The organism is Streptococcus suis (genome assembly GCF_016743335.1).
GTDB classification, from domain to species: Bacteria; Bacillota; Bacilli; order Lactobacillales; family Streptococcaceae; genus Streptococcus; species Streptococcus suis_Y.
Window position 1 is genome coordinate 1 of record NZ_WCJE01000046.1, and the last position, 18389, is coordinate 18389.

General features: G+C 40.2%; 15 protein-coding genes. 3 read left to right on the forward strand and 12 right to left on the reverse strand.

Annotation, left to right across the window (positions count from 1 at the left end; translation table 11 throughout):
- Window positions 1-53 precede the first annotated feature (53 nt).
- From F9856_RS10430 to F9856_RS10445, 4 genes are all read right to left on the reverse strand, one after another.
- Entirely contained in the window at window positions 54-974 is a 921-nt protein-coding gene (locus tag F9856_RS10430) for a hypothetical protein (RefSeq protein ID WP_029177792.1), read from the reverse strand.
- A 107-nt stretch (window positions 975-1081) separates the two neighbouring features.
- Window positions 1082-1630, reverse strand: coding sequence for an ECF-type riboflavin transporter substrate-binding protein (locus F9856_RS10435; RefSeq protein WP_202106554.1), 549 nt, complete (start codon window positions 1628-1630; stop codon window positions 1082-1084).
- Window positions 1631-1650: 20 nt separating this feature from the next.
- Entirely contained in the window at window positions 1651-2499 is an 849-nt protein-coding gene (locus tag F9856_RS10440; protein ID WP_105150656.1) for an SAM hydrolase/SAM-dependent halogenase family protein, read from the reverse strand.
- 378 nt (window positions 2500-2877) lie between these two features.
- Window positions 2878-3594, reverse strand: a complete 717-nt coding sequence (locus tag F9856_RS10445) for a YebC/PmpR family DNA-binding transcriptional regulator (RefSeq protein WP_202106555.1) — start codon at window positions 3592-3594, stop codon at window positions 2878-2880.
- 160 nt (window positions 3595-3754) lie between these two features.
- Here F9856_RS10445 and F9856_RS10450 point away from each other — a divergent pair, with 160 nt between their 5' ends.
- Window positions 3755-4066: a PadR family transcriptional regulator gene (locus F9856_RS10450; protein WP_004194196.1), complete on the forward strand. Its 312-nt coding sequence runs from the start codon at window positions 3755-3757 to the stop codon at window positions 4064-4066.
- A gap of 10 nt (window positions 4067-4076) precedes the next feature.
- A complete protein-coding gene (locus F9856_RS10455) occupies window positions 4077-4703 on the forward strand; it encodes a DUF2812 domain-containing protein (RefSeq protein ID WP_024386583.1) in 627 nt (208 codons plus the stop codon).
- 70 nt (window positions 4704-4773) lie between these two features.
- Here F9856_RS10455 and F9856_RS10460 read toward each other — a convergent pair whose 3' ends face one another.
- Complete coding sequence (locus F9856_RS10460; protein WP_202106556.1) at window positions 4774-6942, reverse strand: PTS transporter subunit IIBC; 2169 nt, start codon at window positions 6940-6942, stop codon at window positions 4774-4776.
- Window positions 6943-6978: 36 nt separating this feature from the next.
- Window positions 6979-7770 (reverse strand): endonuclease/exonuclease/phosphatase family protein, encoded by a 792-nt coding sequence (locus tag F9856_RS10465; protein WP_029188818.1) that lies wholly within the window; start codon window positions 7768-7770, stop codon window positions 6979-6981.
- 196 nt (window positions 7771-7966) lie between these two features.
- Here F9856_RS10465 and F9856_RS10470 point away from each other — a divergent pair, with 196 nt between their 5' ends.
- Window positions 7967-8674: a GntR family transcriptional regulator gene (locus tag F9856_RS10470; RefSeq protein WP_029943684.1), complete on the forward strand. Its 708-nt coding sequence runs from the start codon at window positions 7967-7969 to the stop codon at window positions 8672-8674.
- 56 nt (window positions 8675-8730) lie between these two features.
- Here F9856_RS10470 and glgP read toward each other — a convergent pair whose 3' ends face one another.
- The 6 genes from glgP to F9856_RS10500 all read right to left on the reverse strand — a co-directional run bounded on the left by glgP (window position 8731) and on the right by F9856_RS10500 (window position 18242).
- The gene (gene glgP, locus F9856_RS10475; RefSeq protein WP_202106557.1) at window positions 8731-10995 is read right to left on the reverse strand and encodes a glycogen/starch/alpha-glucan family phosphorylase; all 2265 of its coding nucleotides are present in this window, start codon (window positions 10993-10995) and stop codon (window positions 8731-8733) included.
- Window positions 10988-12496, reverse strand: a complete 1509-nt coding sequence (malQ, locus tag F9856_RS10480) for a 4-alpha-glucanotransferase (protein ID WP_011922661.1) — start codon at window positions 12494-12496, stop codon at window positions 10988-10990. The genes glgP and malQ overlap by 8 nt, the downstream gene beginning before the upstream one ends.
- A 182-nt stretch (window positions 12497-12678) precedes the next feature.
- On the reverse strand, window positions 12679-14781 hold the full coding sequence (locus tag F9856_RS10485; protein WP_202106558.1) for an AAA family ATPase: 2103 nt from the start codon (window positions 14779-14781) through the stop codon (window positions 12679-12681).
- A gap of 622 nt (window positions 14782-15403) precedes the next feature.
- Window positions 15404-15814, reverse strand: a complete 411-nt coding sequence (locus F9856_RS10490; protein ID WP_202106559.1) for a peptide deformylase — start codon at window positions 15812-15814, stop codon at window positions 15404-15406.
- A gap of 29 nt (window positions 15815-15843) precedes the next feature.
- Window positions 15844-17016, reverse strand: a complete 1173-nt coding sequence (locus tag F9856_RS10495) for a peptidoglycan bridge formation glycyltransferase FemA/FemB family protein (protein ID WP_024376464.1) — start codon at window positions 17014-17016, stop codon at window positions 15844-15846.
- The gene (locus F9856_RS10500; RefSeq protein ID WP_202106560.1) at window positions 17016-18242 is read right to left on the reverse strand and encodes a peptidoglycan bridge formation glycyltransferase FemA/FemB family protein; all 1227 of its coding nucleotides are present in this window, start codon (window positions 18240-18242) and stop codon (window positions 17016-17018) included. Before F9856_RS10500 ends, F9856_RS10495 begins: the two co-directional genes overlap by 1 nt.
- Window positions 18243-18389: the final 147 nt, after the last annotated feature.

The window sequence follows — 18389 nt, forward strand, 5'->3', positions numbered from 1 at the left end:
GACTTAGTCGAGTTCTTTCCCACTCCCATTTATTGAAGGTTCGCTATAACTTCTTAGTCGTCTAATTCTGTTTTCAGTTGTCGGAGTTTTTCCAAGGTATCATGTCCGATAAGTTGGTCCACTTTTCGCTTATGGCGTCTAGCAATATTTTCCTTCCATTTATCTTCAATAGGATTATGTGGCTTCTCGGCTTTCCTTTGCTCTTTGATTTCTCTTGCCTCCTGCCACTCCACTCCTTTAATAACTTCTTCCCAATAGCTGGCAATGGCAGAGCAGAGATAGAGTTGGACCTTATTCAACCAGTGTCCAAAAAAAGTTTGCGGAGCACTTTCCTCCACTAGCCGATAGGTCCTTTGGATTTCAATAAGTTGACTTTGGTATTTTTCCCACTGGAGCATAGCTTTACTAGGCTTTTTTCGATAAAGTTGACGCTGTTTGATTAGAGCTATATACGGTGCAACAAAACGACTCGTCCGTATCTTGATAAAATTTCTGGAGGAGCGAATGGCCACCAGCATGCCTGAGGCCAATAAGCGTTCAACCTCCCTTGCCTGATTATCTGGAAAACGGTAATGGACTTGCCACCCCTCTTCTTCAACCACTAAGCGAATCTGCATTCTACCATTTTGCCAACTCGCCTCCACCTCTTGCTTTTCATCCCATAACTTTTGAAAAAAGAGAAGAAGGTAGTAGCTTTGTTTACTAAGTTCATACCAACTGTTCGTGTGGTAAAGGTAGGTCCGAATCGCTCCTTTCATATAAAATTCGCCATGGAAATCATAAAAAGTTGGCTGTTTATATGTAGATTGTGATGGGTGGTTACTAACTCGGAAAACCTTATAATAATAACTATTCCAAAGAATGCATCCATAAATTGATTTCGTCGTTTTCGATTGATAAAGACTTAAAACTTCCTCGTCAGGATTGAGTATAGAATGAATAATCGGTCCCAACTTTTCTTCTGTCCAGACCATACTTCTCCCCTTGAACACATGTATTTATTTGTTTTATATTATTATATCATATTTGTGTTTTTGGGTATTGAAAAAACCCTAGAATTTTTTCTAGGGAAAATAAAAACTTAATCTTTAGACAAACTACCTGTCTTCGTTTGAGATTTTGCATAAACAGCCAAAAGGAGTGTCCCTGCAATAGCAACTGTAATACTGTTTGCAATACCTGCCACAAGTCCCTGTGCAAAGGCCTTATTCGCCGCCTCACTATAGATAAGAATATCTAAAACTGGGGCAATGACTCCCCAAGCAATGAGGTTAGCTACTGCTTGAAAAATATTGAAAGCAAAAATATCTTTTCCGTCAAAAATTCCTTCTTGAATACGCAGACGATTTCTAGCAAAACCTAACACCAAGCCGAAAACTGCTGAGGCTAGAACCCATGACCACCAAGGCGACCCTCCTCGCAGTGCGTCTATAAAGGCATGACCAATAAGCCCTACAAAGAAACCAACAATTGGTCCAAAAACAATTGACAAGAGCGACTGAACTGCATACTGCAATTGAATGTAGGTATTTGGTACAAAGGTTGGAATACTAATCAGCAAACCAATAACCACAAAGAGTGCTGCGCCGATACCAGTAGCAACAACTGTTTTGATTGAATTATTTTTCATAACTATCTCCTAAAATTTCTTTAATTACTAATACGTTTGATTTCAATATGCCAGTTTTGACCTACACCGACATTATAAGCCTTGGCAAATGAGCCCTGATTAATTGCAACACCTACACGATAGAGGGAATTGATATAAATCAATGGTTGTCCGATACGTACATCCGCAAAGGACTTGCCATAGGTTACTTGGTTTTGATACACAAGCATGTCGTTATTGTATATGGTCACTTCAAAGCGATCTTCAAACTGCGGTTGCAAGGTGTAAAATTCTTCCCTCGTAATCGAGGTCCAAAGCGAGCCGAATCGAACATCCAGAATATCAATTGTACCTTTTACATAGTCCGAACCAACTTCCGTTGGGACTGTTGGAATTTCCACAATCTCATCCACGCTTAATTCTGGACCAACTTCTTCAAAGCTAATGTGTCCAGAAGCCAATTTAGCTCCCGTATAGGCATAAACATCTCGACCATGGAAGGTGTACGAATGTTCTGTATTGGCACGGCGATTGGCCACCTCTGAAATTTCTCGAACCGCCTTTATCCCCACATATTTTTTGATGAAGGATAGCGTCCCATTATCTGGCGTTACAATGTAGTGATTTTGTTCGGTCAAAGCTACTACACTCTTACGTTTTGAACCAACTCCCGGATCAACAACCGAAACAAATGTTGTCCCCTCCGGCCAGTATTCGACCGTTTGAAAGAGGCGATATGAACCCTCAAAGATATTGTACGGAGTAATATCGTGGGTGAGGTTGTGAACAACTAGGTCACGCGACTCCTGAAGAGCCACACCAATCATAGCTGACACAGCTCCATCCACTAATCCAAAATCTGATTGTAAAACAAGTAAATTATTTGACATACATTCTCCTAATCTTATTATCATTCTATGATAACAGAAAACCCGTGACCATTCAAATAGATATTTCCAAAGCCTGGCTATAGTTTTTCCTTATACCTCATCTATCAAGCACTCTACTATCAGCCACCGAAAACTCCGCAAATTCTTCCATCGTACCTTCTTCAAACTTAAGCTAAAATATCCCCACTTCTCTAGTTCCAACAACTATCGTCTTTGAGTAATTGGATATAAAGAAAACTGCCTAGCGCAGTTCCGATTTCCAGCCTTCTAATAAAATTGGCAGTCCACTGGACTTTTGAGTATAAAGAAAACTGCCTGCCGGCAGTTCCAATCTCCAACCTTTTAATATAAAAAAAGTGCTACCAGCACTTTTTTATACTAAAACCCATCCACATTCGTGTAGATTTTTTGGACGTCTTCGTCGTCTTCGAGGGCGTCGTAGAGTTTTTCAAATGTTGCGAGGTCATCGCCGTCAAGTGATACTTCTGATTGTGGGATCATTTCAAGTTCAGTGACGTTGAACTCTTGGATTCCTGATTCTTTAAGTGCCACGATGGCCTTGTGCAAATCTGTTGGAGCTGTATAGACAGTGATTGTGTCGTCTTCTGCTTCTACGTCATCCACTTCGACATCTGCTTCAAGGAGCAATTCGAAGATGGCGTCTGCATCATCACCAGCAAAGACAACCACACCTTTTTTATCAAACATGAATGATACAGAACCAGATGCACCCATGTTACCGCCGTTTTTACCAAAAGCAGAGCGCACGTTAGCTGCAGTACGGTTTACGTTTGATGTCAAAGTATCAACAATAATCATAGAACCATTTGGTCCAAAGCCTTCGTAACGACCTTCTACGAAAGTTTCGTCTGTGTTTCCTTTTGCCTTGTCAATGGCCTTGTCAATGATGTGTTTTGGAACCTGCGCTTGCTTAGCACGGTCGATAACAAATTTCAGCGCTGAGTTTGTTTCTGGATCTGGGTCACCCTTTTTCGCTGCTACATAGATTTCAACACCAAATTTGGCGTAAACTTTTGAGTTAGCACCGTCTTTTGCGGTTTTCTTGGCTACAATATTGGCCCATTTACGTCCCATGGGGAACCTCCTACATTTTATAAAATCGCTTTATTATACCATAAATGGCAAGGATTGAGAAGATTTTTAAAATCTTCTTCACTATACAGTTGACATGTATAGTTTCTCGATATATAATATGTAGTACAACTATACATTTGAACTATATAGGAGAAGCCAAATGAAAAGGAACAAGCATCTCCCCTTAACGGAGACAACCTACTATATTCTATTAGCCCTCTTGGAACCTGCCCATGGCTACCATATCATGCAAAAAGTAGAGGATATGAGTGATGGTGATGTGAAAATCGCTGCAGGAACCATGTATGGAGCGATTGAGAATCTTTTGAAACTAAAATGGATTTGTTCCGTTCCAAGTTCCGATAAAAGAAGAAAAGTCTATCAAGTAACAGCAACGGGCCAAGAGATTATTAAACTGGAAACACAGCGTATTCAAAAACTACATCATATTGCCAAAGAATTAGGTTTTTAAGGAGGAAGCCATGATAAGACACAAATTATTTACCAGTTTACAAGAGGAAGAACATTGGATTAATTCGATTCAATCCGAAGGTTATCAGCTTGTCAAAGTAACTCCGTGGACAGCAGCCTATCATTTTGAAAAATGTAGTCAACCCCCTCATCCCGTACGCCTTGATTTTCATGAACATATTGCAAAAGGAGAATATTCAAATTACCTCTCTCTATTTGAAGACTGTGGTTGGCAACCTATACAAGGTAGTCGTAGATGTGGCATCCATTATTTTCAACAAACAATCGAAGCTTCAAGCACTGAAATTTTTTCTGATACCGAATCGAAAAAAGCATTCTATTCACGCTACCAAAATTATGCCTACTCCTATTTCGGATTATTTCTGACTTTATTTTTTATCCATTACCAAGTTGGACTCCAAAATGGATACACACTTTGGAATCCTAAATCCTGGTACCTAACTCCAGGACTATGGGAACGAACTGGTACCAGTTTTTGGTTTGGTTTTCTCTTTGAAACCCCATTCGCATTGTTTAGAAGTGGTATCATTCCCTTATTTTTCCTTGCTTGGTCTATTTATTTCCTCCATATCGCTGAAAAAGGTAAAAAAGAAGCGAAGAAATTAGAAAAATACTGATGGCATACTATCCAAAAGAAAAAGATTGAAAAGAGTTGACTGCAATCATCTTTTCAATCTTTTTTACTTTTTACAACTCAACTGTCGCAACTTGACTATCTTTGCTTACTTGCCCAAGATTTCCAAGGCTGACTGATTTGATTTCTGCTGTGTTTGTGAAGGCAACAACGATGGTTGTTTCACGTCCTGCTGAGCGAATTGCTTCAAGGTCTGCAACAAGGAGCAAATCCCCTGCTTCAACACGTTGACCATCTGTTACCTTAGTTGAGAATGGAGCACCGTTTAGTGCAACTGTGTCTAAACCAACGTGAACTAAAACTTCTACACCCTTGTCAGACAAAATCCCGACAGCGTGCTTGGTTGGGAAGACACTGGTTACGATACCTGAAACTGGTGCGTAAACATTGCCGGAGCTAGGCTCAACTGCATAACCGTCGCCCATCATTTTTTGTGAGAAGACCGGATCTTTCACTTCTGTGATGGCAATGGCTTGACCTTCAGCAACAGCATAAACTGCCTCGGTCACACCCTTGAATTGTGCTTCCTCAACTACTGTTTCAGTCGCAACAATTTCCGTACGAGGGATGGCTACGCCTGATTCTAGTAAGTCTTGAATGTCTGATTTGAGAACATCTGCTTTTGGTCCATAGACTGCTTGAACACCTGAGTCTTTGATAATCAAGCCCATAGCACCAGCCTGTTTCCAAGCATTTTCATCTCCAACCTGTGTCACATCTTTAACACTAACGCGAAGACGAGTCATACAAGCATCCACATCTGCGATATTATCACGACCACCAAGCAAGTTGATGATTTGTACCACTTGTGAATTAGCATCTGCAGTATCTACGTTTGAGTTTGAAACCACATCCGTTGTTTCTGTATCATAGTTACCATTGCGTCCAGCTGTTGCTAGGTTGAATTTTTGAATCATAAAGTTGGCAATGAAGTACATACCAACCGCAAAGAGGGCTGTTACCCAGATAAAGTTGACAACGTCCATACCAATACCAGCTTTGATCGCTATCGGTGTACGTGTAAGGAATTCGATATTACCAAATGAGTGCATACGCAAATTGACAATATCCGCCATAGCAAAAGCAGCACCTTGTACAAAAGCATAAACGACATAGAGTGGCATTGCTGCAAACATGAACATAAACTCAATTGGTTCTGTTACACCTGTCAAGAAAACGGCTGCAGCAGATGAAAGGAACATACCACGATATTTTTTCTTCTTATCCTCATCAACATTGCGGTACATAGCAAGGGTCAAGCCCATGAGAATACCAGAGGAACCAATCATTTGACCTACTTTAAAGCGAGCAGGCGTTACATTAGCAAGCAAGTCATTGTACTGAGCCATATCACCAGCATCCTTGAGGTTAATCAAGTCTGTAATCCAAGCCAACCAAAGCGGATCTTGACCAAATACTTGTGTACCTGCTTGAGCACCTGTCAAGATGTCATAGGTACCACCAAGTGACGTATAGTTCATCGGAATAGTCAACATGTGATGAAGACCAAATGGAAGAAGCAAACGTTCCAAGGTACCATAAACGAATGGAGCTACAATAGGAGCTGTGTCTTGTGAGGTTGCAATCCATTTACCAAAACTGTTAATACCAGTTTGTACAAGAGGCCAGAAGATTGCCAAACCTAGCGCTACAAGGACAGAACGATAGATGACAACAAATGGCACAAAGCGTTTGCCGTTAAAGAAGGTCAATACATCTGGCAACTTGCGATAGTTGTAGTATTTGTTGTAAGCAGTCGCACCAACAAAACCAGCAATAATCCCTACAAAGACACCCATGTTCAAAGCAGGCTGACCAAGGATATTGACAAAGTAGCCAGATACTGGAATTTGAGTTCCAAATACAGTGCTAACAGTCGCAGTCGCATCTGCCAACATATCAGTCGTTACACCGAAGAAGTGACCAGTAATCAAGTTAATCAAGATGAAGGCAAGACCAGCAGAGAATGCACCACCAGCTTTCTCTTTAGCCCAGCTACCACCGATTGCCAAGGCAAAGAGCAAGTGAAGGTTTCCGATAATTCCCCAACCGATTTGGGCAATGATATTCCCAATACGAATGAGCAATTCTGATTCAGGACTGATTAGTGGAATCGAGTTTCCGATAGAAACCATGAGACCTGCCGCCGGCATAACGGCGATCACGACCATCAAACATTTACCGAATTTTTGCCAAAATTCAAAACTAAGAAATTTTTTCATGTGTTTCTCCTAAATTTTTTCTTGGTCAGTTGACCTTTAAATACTAATGTTAACTTCCACACCAAAGTGGTCTGAAATAATGGGAAGATTATCCCCATTGAAAATCACACGACTGGATTGTACCTGTCTTTTCTGATTTAAGAACACATAGTCCAGACGTTTTTCCTGACTATGACCTGCCCACCCATCAATGGCTTTTTCAACGGTGATTCCCCTATCCTTTTCCTCGGCCAAATCATAACTATCATATAAACCTAAGTCCTTGATAGCTTGATAGGCTTGTGGATTTGACAAGGCATCCGTATTGAAATCTCCCATTAGAATTTTCAAGCGATCCGAACTTGTCCGTTCCACAATCGAGCGAATATTATCTAGCTGATTTTCTTCTTTACTGTCAGGAAGATTGATATGACAAGAATAAATGTCAATCAATTCCTTCTCATACAAGACCGTCAAACCAATGATTTTTCTAGACAAGATTGATGTCAAATCTTTGTTCTGACTGCAGTAGAAGGCATCCACTTCATAGACAGGTAGTTTAGTCAAGAAGGCAATCCCTTCATCGTATTTGTCATAACCGATATGGGAATTGGACCAGAAATAAGAATAGCCTGTCACTCCAAGCTCTCTCAGTTTCTCAAGCAGGACCAGACCATAATTGTCTTGCCGTAAGTCCTTGGTCACCAGAGGACTTGTCATCAACTGGTTGACTTCCTGAAGAGCAATCACATCATATTGCTTTTGGGCAATGGTCTGAGCTAAAATATCCAATTTCTCATGCTGGTCCTCTTCTAGCCAAGCATGAACATTGACTGTTAGTAATTTCATATCTCTCCTTTCTATTTACTTCGTAAAACGTATTCAACTTGTAGCCTTATTATAACGTAAACGTTTTCAAGTGTCAATAGTTTTACGGAATAATTTTATTAGTTTTACGTAAAAGTTTGTCTAGACTTAGAATACTGACCTTTGGCATTTTTTATGATATACTAACGGTAAATAGCAAGCTAGGAAGTTACCCCCAATGAGTAAATACAAGAAAGTCTACGCTGACATCAAGGAAAAAATTGAACAAAATATCTGGCAGGCCAATCAAGAGATGCCTACAGAAAATGAACTGATGGAGATTTATTCCTATTCCAAGGACACCATCCGCAAGGCCCTATCGCTGTTGGAGATGGATGGCTATATCCAAAAACGTCAAGGGAGAAATTCCATTATTTTGGACCATAACCTGGTCAGAAAACCATTTGTGTCCGAATTGAAAACCGTCAGTGAACTCAACCGCTCTGCCCACCATCAAGTCCAGACCGAATTGACCAACCTCTATATTGTCCAAGGTCAGCCAGAGGTCATGAAGGAATTGGAAGTGGATGAAAAAACGGATCTGTACCGTGTCAGCCGCGTTCGGACTATCGACGGTGAGCGATTAGAGTATGAGATTTCCTACTTTGACCGTAGGATTGTCCCCTATCTCAGTAAGGAAGTCGCTGAAAGCTCCATTTATCAGTATTTGGAAGAAGAATTAGGTCTAGAGATTTCCCATTCTCGTCGAGAAATTTCCTTCCGCTTTGCAAACGAAGAAGAAAAAAGCCTGCTAGACCTGTCAGGCTACGACATGGTGGTCTCCGTTACCAGTACCACCTATTTAGCAGACGGCCGTCCTTTTCAGTACGGAACCATCACCTATCGACCAGATAAGGTCACTTTTGTATCCATGGCTAAACGGTAAAAACTAAACATACTAAAAAAGAATGTTCCCACTCGGAAACATTCTTTTATTTTGGATTATTTACTGTGCCAGATATCTTCGTTATACTGCTCGATTGTACGGTCAGATGAGAAGAATCCTGCTTTGGCAATGTTGTGAACAACTTTCTTGTTCCATGAATCTTGATCTTCGTAGTCTGCAAAGACTTGCTCCTTGACTTCAATGTACTCAGCCAAGTCAATCAAGGTCATGAACCAGTCTTTCGAAATCAATTCATGATGGAGACGACCAAGGCGTTCTTCATTACCAAGTACTTTGATTTCATCGCTGACGATAAAGTCAACTGCACGTTTGATATTGGCATCGCCATTGTAGTAGTCAGCAGATACATATCCAGCCTTATCGTACAAGTCGATGATGGTATCTGAATCTTTACCAAATGTATAGATGTTGTCCATACCAGCCAACTCAGCAATCTCAACGTTGGCACCGTCCATGGTACCAAGTGTCAAGGCACCGTTGAGCATGAACTTCATGTTACCTGTACCTGACGCTTCTTTAGAAGCCAATGAAATTTGCTCAGAAATATCTGTTGCAGGGATGAGTTTTTCAGCAACGGTTACATTGTAGTTTTCTACCAAGTGAACGTTGAGGTACTTGCTGACTTCTGGGTCGTTGTTGATCAACTCAGACAAGCAGAGAATCAAGTGAATAATGTCTTGGGCAATCACGTAAGCTGGAGCAGCCTTACCTCCGAAGATAACCGTGATTTTACGTTTTGGCAGATTACCATTCTTGATTTCAAGATACTTGTGGATGACATACAAGGCATTCATTTGTTGGCGTTTGTACTCGTGGAAACGTTTGATTTGTGTATCAATGATAGAGTTTTCGTCCAACTCGATACCCTTGTTATCTTTGAGGTAACGTTTAAGGGCCAATTTGTTGTTGTGTTTGATTTCAGCCAACCTAGCATGAACTTCTTTGTCATCAGCAAAGGCCAGCAATTTCTCAAGCTTAGTCGCATCTGTCAAGTATTCATCGCCAATCAATTCTTTGATGTAGTCAGCGAGGTCTTGGTTGGCAAATTCCAACCAACGGCGGAAAGTGATACCGTTTGTTTTATTGTTGAATTTTTCTGGGTAAAGCTCGTAGAAAGCTTTCAATTCAGAGTTTTTGAGGATTTCTGTGTGAAGCGCAGCTACACCGTTCACTGAGTTAGAGAAGTGGATATCCATGTGAGCCATGTGTACACGACCTGATTCATCAATGATTTGGACTGCTGGGTCTTTAATTTCTGCACGAATAAGGGCATCCAATTCTTTGATAATATCAACCAAGTGCGGCACCACTTCTTCAAGGAACTCAAGTGGCCATTTTTCAAGCGCTTCCGCCAAGATAGTGTGGTTTGTGTAACCAGTCATATTCTTAACGATGGCAACTGCTTCCGCAAATTCAATACCATGTTTTTCAGTCAAAAGACGGATCAACTCAGGAATCACCATTGATGGGTGAGTATCGTTGATTTGCACATAAGCGTAGTCAGCCAAGTCATGTAAGTTTGAACCGCGCTCAATTGCTTCATCAATCAAAAGTTGAGCCGCATTTGATACCATGAAATATTGTTGGTAGATACGGAGCAATTCACCATTCTTATCAGAATCATCTGGGTACAAGAAGAGTGTCAAGTTTTCTTTAATATCAGTCTTGTCAAATGAAATACCGTCTGTAATCAAGTCATAGTTTACTGACTCAATATCAAACAAATTGAGGTAGTTCTTAGTCTCTTTTTTATAGCCAAGAATATCAAGACGATCCAATTTTGATTTCAAAGTGAAGTTTTTGAATGGAACATCATAGCTGATAGTTGTTGGAATCAACCAAGAATCATTTTCAATCCAGAAGTTTGGCTCTGCTTCTTGCTCGTTTTTCTTAAATACTTGACGGAAAAGACCACAGTGGTAGTTCAGACCAACACCTTCACCGTTGATAGCAAGTGTTGACATAGAATCAACGAAACATGAAGCCAGACGTCCCAAACCACCGTTACCAAGTGATGGTTCTGGTTCAACGTCTTCAACTTGTGCTAAAGATTTTCCAGCAGCTGCTAATTCCGCTTGAATATCTTTGTAAACACCCAAGTTAATCAAGTTGTTTGACAAGAGTTTACCAATAAGAAACTCAGCTGAGATATAGTAAACTTTACGTTTTCCAGTGTTTTTTGGTTTTGTCGCTGCAGCTTCTTTTACGTAGTTTAACAATTGAAGATAGATTTCTTCATTTGTCAAATCAGCTAATTTCTTCGAAGTGTTTGTTTCTGCAAATGTTGTAAATTTAGTCATGGTTTTCATTTCCTCGTTGGTATAGTAATGTCATTTTTGTCAAGAAGTCTTTGCGTTCTTGGGTCAAGTCTTCAGCTTTCATGCGCCATTCCCAGTTTCCACCGATAGTTGACGGCATATTCATTCGACTTTCTTCACCCAAGTCTAGGACGTCTTGCATGGTTGCGATAGCTGTATCACTCACTGTTGCAAACAGCATACGGAGCATAGCTTGGCTAACTTTTTCAATCGGCTTACGGTTGCTGTAGGCATCCACGTATTCTTGTTGTTCTGGATCAAGATTGTTGTACCAGCCATTGACAACCTCATTATCGTGAGTTCCAGTGTAGGCAACTGAATTTGGAATGCAACGGTGTGGAGCATCGATACTCTTACCCGTTACATCAAAGAAACCAAATTCTAAGATTTTCATGCCTGGATAGCCACAATCCGCAAGCAATTTGCGAGCTTTAGCGTCAATGTTTCCAAGGTCTTCTGCAATGATTGGAAGGTCTCCAAGTGTTTCTTTGACAGCCTTAAAGAGATTGTAGCCAGGACCTGGTTCCCAAGTTCCAACCTTAGCTACTTCTGCCTTACCATCAACTTGCCAGAAGTCTGAGAAACCTTTGAAATGGTCAATCCGAAGGACATCATAAAGTTTGAAACTTTCATGGATACGATAAATCCACCAGTTATAACCTGTTTTTTCATGTTCTGGCCAATCGTAAATAGGATTTCCCCATAATTGACCATCTGCCGAGAAGTTATCAGCTGGTACACCTGCTACATAAAGCGGCTTGCGTTCACTGTCCAATTTGAATAGTTGGGGTTTTGTCCACACTTCAACGCTATCAGCAGAAACATAGATTGGCATGTCTCCGATGATTTTGATGTGATGTTTGTTGGCATATTCTTTCAATTGTTTCCATTGGCTGAAGAAGAAATACTGTGTGACTTTGTAGTAGTCGATTTGATTTGCCAATTCTAAGCGGTACTTATCAAGAGCTTCCTCGTTGCGAGCTACAACTTTTTTATCTTCCCATTCTTGGAGAGCTTTATTACCAAAGTATTCCTTGATAGCCATGAACTCCGCATAATCTGTCAACCAAGATGAGTTAGCCTTTTCAAACTCTAGAAAAGCAGCTTTCTTCTTATCATCTTGTAAAAATGCTTGAACTGCCTTCTCCAAAATTGGTCGACGAACTTGATAAATAAGAGCATAGTCTACTTTTTCAGGATTATCTCCAAAATTTACATCTTGGAAATCTTCTGTTGCCAATAAACCATCTTCAACCAAGAGGTCAAAGTCTATCAAGTGTGTATTTCCTGCAATAGCAGAGAAAGACTGGTAAGGAGAATCTCCATAGCTTGTAGTTGTTAGTGGTAAAATCTGCCAGTAGGTTTGCTTGGTTTCCACCAAGAAATCTACAAAATCATAGGCAGACTGTCCAAAAGTACCAATACCAAACTTACCTGGAAGTGAGGTAATATGCATCAAAATTCCACTGGTACGATTTGTCATAAAAACGTTTTCCTTTCTGTCGGTTACGAATATAGTTTAACGCAAACGTTTGCACTTGTCAAGGATTTTATAAAAAAAGTTTTAATGTACTCTAGAAAGCCTATTTTATAGCATTTGTTAGCGAATAACAAAAAAGAAAAAATCAGATATTTCTATCCGATTTTTCAAATTCTTCACTATTTTTAAGCAAAGCTTTGCTCTTTTATTTGGATGCTTCCATCAACCACATCCGCTTCCAGATATTTGACATCAACATGATCCAAATAGTAATCTGTCACCTTGTCACGAATCTGATTTTCAATCACACGGCGCAGAGGACGGGCTCCCATGGCCTTGTCATAGCCTTCTTCCATCAAGAATTCTTTGGCAGCTTCCGTTACCGTTAATTGGATGCCTTTCTTCGCCAGGGTATTATTGACCTGGGCCAAGAGTAATTCTACAATGGCTTTGAGATCATCTTTATCCAAGTGCTTGAATTCGATAACTGCGTTAAAACGATTAAGGAACTCCGGACGGAAGAATGGTGCGATACGGTCCATGATGTCTGGCTCTTCTTCTTGGTCTTCTTCCACACCATAACCAAAACCTGCATTAGATGTAGCGATGATAATGGTATTCTTAAAGTTAACTTGGTTGCCCTGTCCATCAGTCAAATGCCCGTCATCTAGCACTTGCAAGAGAAGGGTAATCACTTGTGGATCAGCTTTTTCAATCTCATCCAGAAGAACGATTGAGTACGGATTGCGGCGGACACGCTCGGTAAGAGTATGGGAATTGTCATCGTAGCCAATGTAGCCAGCTGTGGTACCGATTAATTTGGAAACGGCTGTCCGATCGCTGTATTCAGACATATCCAAACGAATAATGGCATCCTTGTTACCAAACAAGTCTAGTGCTAACTGTTTTGCCAACTCTGTCTTACCCACACCTGTTGGACCAATAAAGAGGAAGGAACCAATTGGACGGTTGCCATCATCAAAACCTGCACGATTCCGACGAATGGCACGAGATACAGCTTCCACCGCATCGTCTTGACCGATAACGTTTGCTGCCAGACGATTTTTCAATTCCTTGAGTCGTTCAATGTCAGAAGCTCCCATTTGAGAGACTGGAATTCCTGTCATCCGCTCAACCGCCTGAGCCACATCATTAACAGTCGCCACCACTTTCTGTTGCTCCGTATGATTATCAATCTGTTTTTGTAGCTTATCAATACGGACCTTTTCATTCAAGGCTCTTTCGTAGTCTTCTTTTTCTGCTGCTTCCAACTGCAACTGTTTTGCCTCAGCCATTTCTGCTTCTAAGGTCTGAATATCTGTCACAGGATGTTGTGCAGCCAAGTGAGCAGCGGTAACATCGACCAGGTCAATAGCCTTATCAGGCAAGCTACGTTGTGGAATATATTGGACAGAATAATCAACCGCAGCTCTCAAGACCTCATCTGGCAATTCAATATTGTGGTGAGCTTCGTAAAGCGGCTTAATCCCTTTCAAAATCTGGTAGGTGTCTTCTGCGGACGGAGCATTGACCTTGACTTCATTGAAACGACGAGCCAGAGCAGCATTCTTGTGAATAGTATTGCGGTATTCGTCCTGTGTAGTGGCACCGATAACCGTCAATTCCCCACGGGATAAAGCTGGCTTGAGAATATCCGCTAATCCCTTGGAACCTGAGTCTCCGCCAGTGCTACCGGCTCCCAAAATCTGATGAATTTCATCAAAGAAGAGAATGATATTTCCAGCTTTTTTGACTTCATCCACAAGATTCTGCACATTTTCCTCAAAAGCACCACGATACTGAGTCCCAGCTTCCAATCCTGAAATGTCGATGGAGATGATTTCCTTGTTCTTAATGGCTGCTGGCACATCACCATTGACAATAGCTTGAGCCAAACCTTCCACTACCGCAGTTTTACCAACACCAGCATCACCGACCAAAACAGGATTGTTCTTGGTCCGACGAGCTAGGATTTCAGATGTTTCTTGGATTTCCTTGTTTCGTCCAATGACTGGATCCAGTTTTCCATCACGCGCATCTTGGGTCAGATTTCGACCAAGTTTTGCAAGAATTCCATCTGACTTTATCTGACCTTTGGTCTGTGTTTGAGCCACTTCTTCTGTCTGTGGCAGGCGACCAGTCTGACGGTACATAGCGAATTCCTCCGGTGTCACTTCACGCCCATTGATAGAATAACGGCGACGTTCTGTACTGTAACCTCCCATGTTGCCCATGAGTTGATTGAAAATATCGTCCATATTGTTAAAGTTATTGAAATTGTTGTTCATAGTAGTTACCTCATTTATAAATTCTATTTTTTGACTTTTACTGACCTTTGTTTTAAAAAAATTGATTTAGTCTTTTAGTTTGCTTTTAGTACTAGCTCTATAGGTTTGGGGAACCTTTGGAGCTGCGCGGGGGTGGGAGTGAAACAGTCTGGGGATAGACTGTTTCAGCTCAACAACTGGAAATAAGGACTTGTTGACGAACTCTTCTATGAATGGTCGAGTTCTTTCACACTCCCCATTCGCCGCAGTAATAAAAGATAAACTAAATGACGCTAATAGGGTATAATCCTGTCTTTCATAGCAACCTCCTTAGAAGTTTGTCTTTTACTGACCATTTAGTCAATTTGTCAGTCAAACTTTTTTTGTTTGACCTAAACTGACCTTTTGTTCAAAGAATTTGTAAGGCCCTTTACCTTACGAATCTTATTTTACACCATTGGTCAGTAAAAGTCAATGGTTTTGTTTGACTTTTTTTGACCTTTTTATAGTCGAATGAATTAGCTTTCAGACAAGGAACTGAGGCGCAGGCTATACTAAAGTATGGCAAGGCGAAAGTGACGATGTATCAAAGTTAATTCAAATGACTATAAAGAAATCTACCTGACGGTAGATTTGGTAGCTACTAGATGATAATCCCCTCCAAATGATCTAGTTCATGCTGAACAATCTGGGCTTGGAAGTCTGTCAGCTTTAGGCTCTGCTTTTTCCATGAAGCATCAAAAAACTCCACTTCAATTTCCTGATAGCGAGTGGTGGGGCGGCTACCTTCTAGCGACAGGCAACCCTCCTCGGTCTGATAGGGCTTGGCCTTGCTGATGAGGACGGGATTGTACATGACCAGGTTGGTGAAACCCATGTTGACGATGATAATTCGCTTTTTGACGCCAATCATGTTGGCTGCCATACCCACGCAGGCATGAGCGTTGGCCGTTAAGGTGTCCTGCAAATCCTGACCGACCTGCACATCTAGCGGAGTCGCAGGCTCAGACTTCTGCTGCAGTAAGAAAATATCTTTCATAATAGGTTGAATCATGGGGACCTCTTTCGATAAAGTATATAGTATTATTTTACTATTTTTTTGATAATTTGAATTATTTTATGCTTTATAGGATGAGGATAATAGCGAAAAGTACCAGCTTTTCTCAAAATGTAACCATTAAAGTTCTGTTTAAATCGAAGAACACCATCTGAGCTGTCGAATATCCCTTGAATACCAAGGAAATTATAACGCTTAAGATTTCGTTTTATTGCACGTTGCATCGCCTCATATTGAAGTAAGAAAGGTGCAGATAGGCTTTGAAACTCTGAATATGAGCCACCAAAAAGATAAGTTGCCTCATTCACATCATAAATTATCAGTGCACATGCCAAAAAAATAGGAGCTGTCTGAGTTTGATTTAAAATATTTTGAACCACCTCTTGTTTTTTCAACAATTTCTGCACTTGCTGTGCATACTGTTTTGAATTTCTATCACTTGTTTCTATTTCCTTTTCAATTTGCTTTAGACTGGCTTTCGGGTCAAGTTCTGCAACTAAAAAATCTGCCTGTGTACCAAAGCTTTCAAAAAGACTGTTATAGTAACCACTATCTCTATCTTCAAAGCCTTGTCTAGCTCCAGTTTCCTCAATTATTTTTTTGAAATCTGAAAGCTCCTTATGATTGATGCTACGAATCCTGATACCGTAACTTTCTGAATTTTTTATGTTTCGTTTACTATTTTTATTGTAGGATTGCAATAACGACGTTGTTGAATACCCTTGCAAATCCTTCACATAATGCCAAACAGGTTCTCCATTTGGATAACCTGTTTGTAAGCCATCATGTTTAAATCCAACTTGCACCAGCTTCTCAATTAGTTGAGTATCTGCTTCACTCATTGGACTCCCTACACTATCAAAGAGTTGATAGGCTTGGGAAGGCTTGACCACCAATTCAAGTACGCCTTCACGCTTCGCATAGTTTTTTAAAGATTGATAAAATTCCTCTAAATAAGCATCATCGGTAACCAGCGGTCCAGAATTTAATTCCATATACAAACCACCAGCCATCTTCTTACAGAAAAGCAAAGTAGAAATAACGATTTCTGATTGTGAATTTTTAAAACCAGCATAGCGAACATCATATCCTCGCTTGGATAGCAATCCGGCCATCTCAATAGATTGAAAAAATGATTTTTCATTTACTTGTTCACAATGCTTTAAAAATTCTTCTTTAGTTATTTGACAAAAAGTCATTATTTTTTCTTCCTTAATTTTTTTCTAATTTCCAGTAAAACTTGAAAAATCTTATATAATATTGGCGAAACAATCAAGTCGAATTCCCCAATATACTCTTCTACTACTGGATTCAAATGTGATTTAAAGTGATAAAGGCCTCCGTCTAAAGTTGGCTCTATTCCTCCTAAATTTTGCCATTTCACACCTCGTTCGAAAGCATACTTTGCTGTCTCCACCCATGTTAGTAAAGCAGGCTGATAATGTTTAAACTTTTCATCCATACCAGCATAGATATTTTCAGATGTTCCTGCAAAATCAATTGTCAAAGTACCAGCCAATGGAACTAACTTACTCCCGTTACGAATCAGAGAATTTATCATTTCTAATTCTGCATTTATTCTTCGGGTTTCTTTTTTATAATTTTCAATCTTCGATTGTCTTGTAGTGGAGGTGAAAGTCATGGATTCTTTTACTAATTTTTCTTCAAGATAAGATAACTGTTCATATCTCTTTGCTAAATCCAAATAGGCAACTACAATATAAGAATTTTCTGGATAGGCATTCAATATTTTTTGATAATACTCTCTCCCCCGCAAGCGAATAGATTTGCGCTCCTCAGTCTTTTTTAATAGCTCTGAAAAATCTCTTAACAATTCCTCACGACCAATTCGAATCTCAATACCTTTATTACGCGCCGACCGAATATTTTGTCGAACTCGTTTATTTAGTGATTCCTCTGAGAAGGATTCGCTATATAATACTGCATGACAAGTAGGTTGGATTGTAGCCGACATGGTCTGCACTCGACCAGACCAAATACCTCCCAAATCAACAATCCTATCTTTGACGGCAAGTACATTTAATTCTTCTTCCCTATCTCCTGTTATAGTTTTACTAGATAGTCGAATAAATGGATCGAATTTTATAACAACACTGCGTTCTCGGAGGGCAAATTCTTTAATGGACTTAAATACAAATGATACTAATTCAGCATCTTCATAATCCATAACGGGGCCTCTAGGTATGTAGATCGTGGTGAAGCCAAATGGTAATCCTAAATTTCTAATAAGCACCGATGCGACTGCCACTAATTTCCCATCTTTAAAAAAGCCTAGTCTCTCATTTCGCCACTCACTTTTTACGGTTGCCCACTGGCTACTCTGCAAAAGATTGGCCTGTGGTGATTGCTTTACAAATGAATCATGTTCCTCAGCAGAAATACCTATTTTATAAGTGCAAAACATTGATTATTCCCCTTATTCATAATTACTTTTAACGCTAATTAGGAAGGGCTTGCCCGTAGTGTCAAGCCCTGCTATACTAGTATAGCAGTCGATTTTGTCAAGTATTTTGTCCTGTTTTCAGTAAAAAAAGCCTAGTTTTCACTAGAC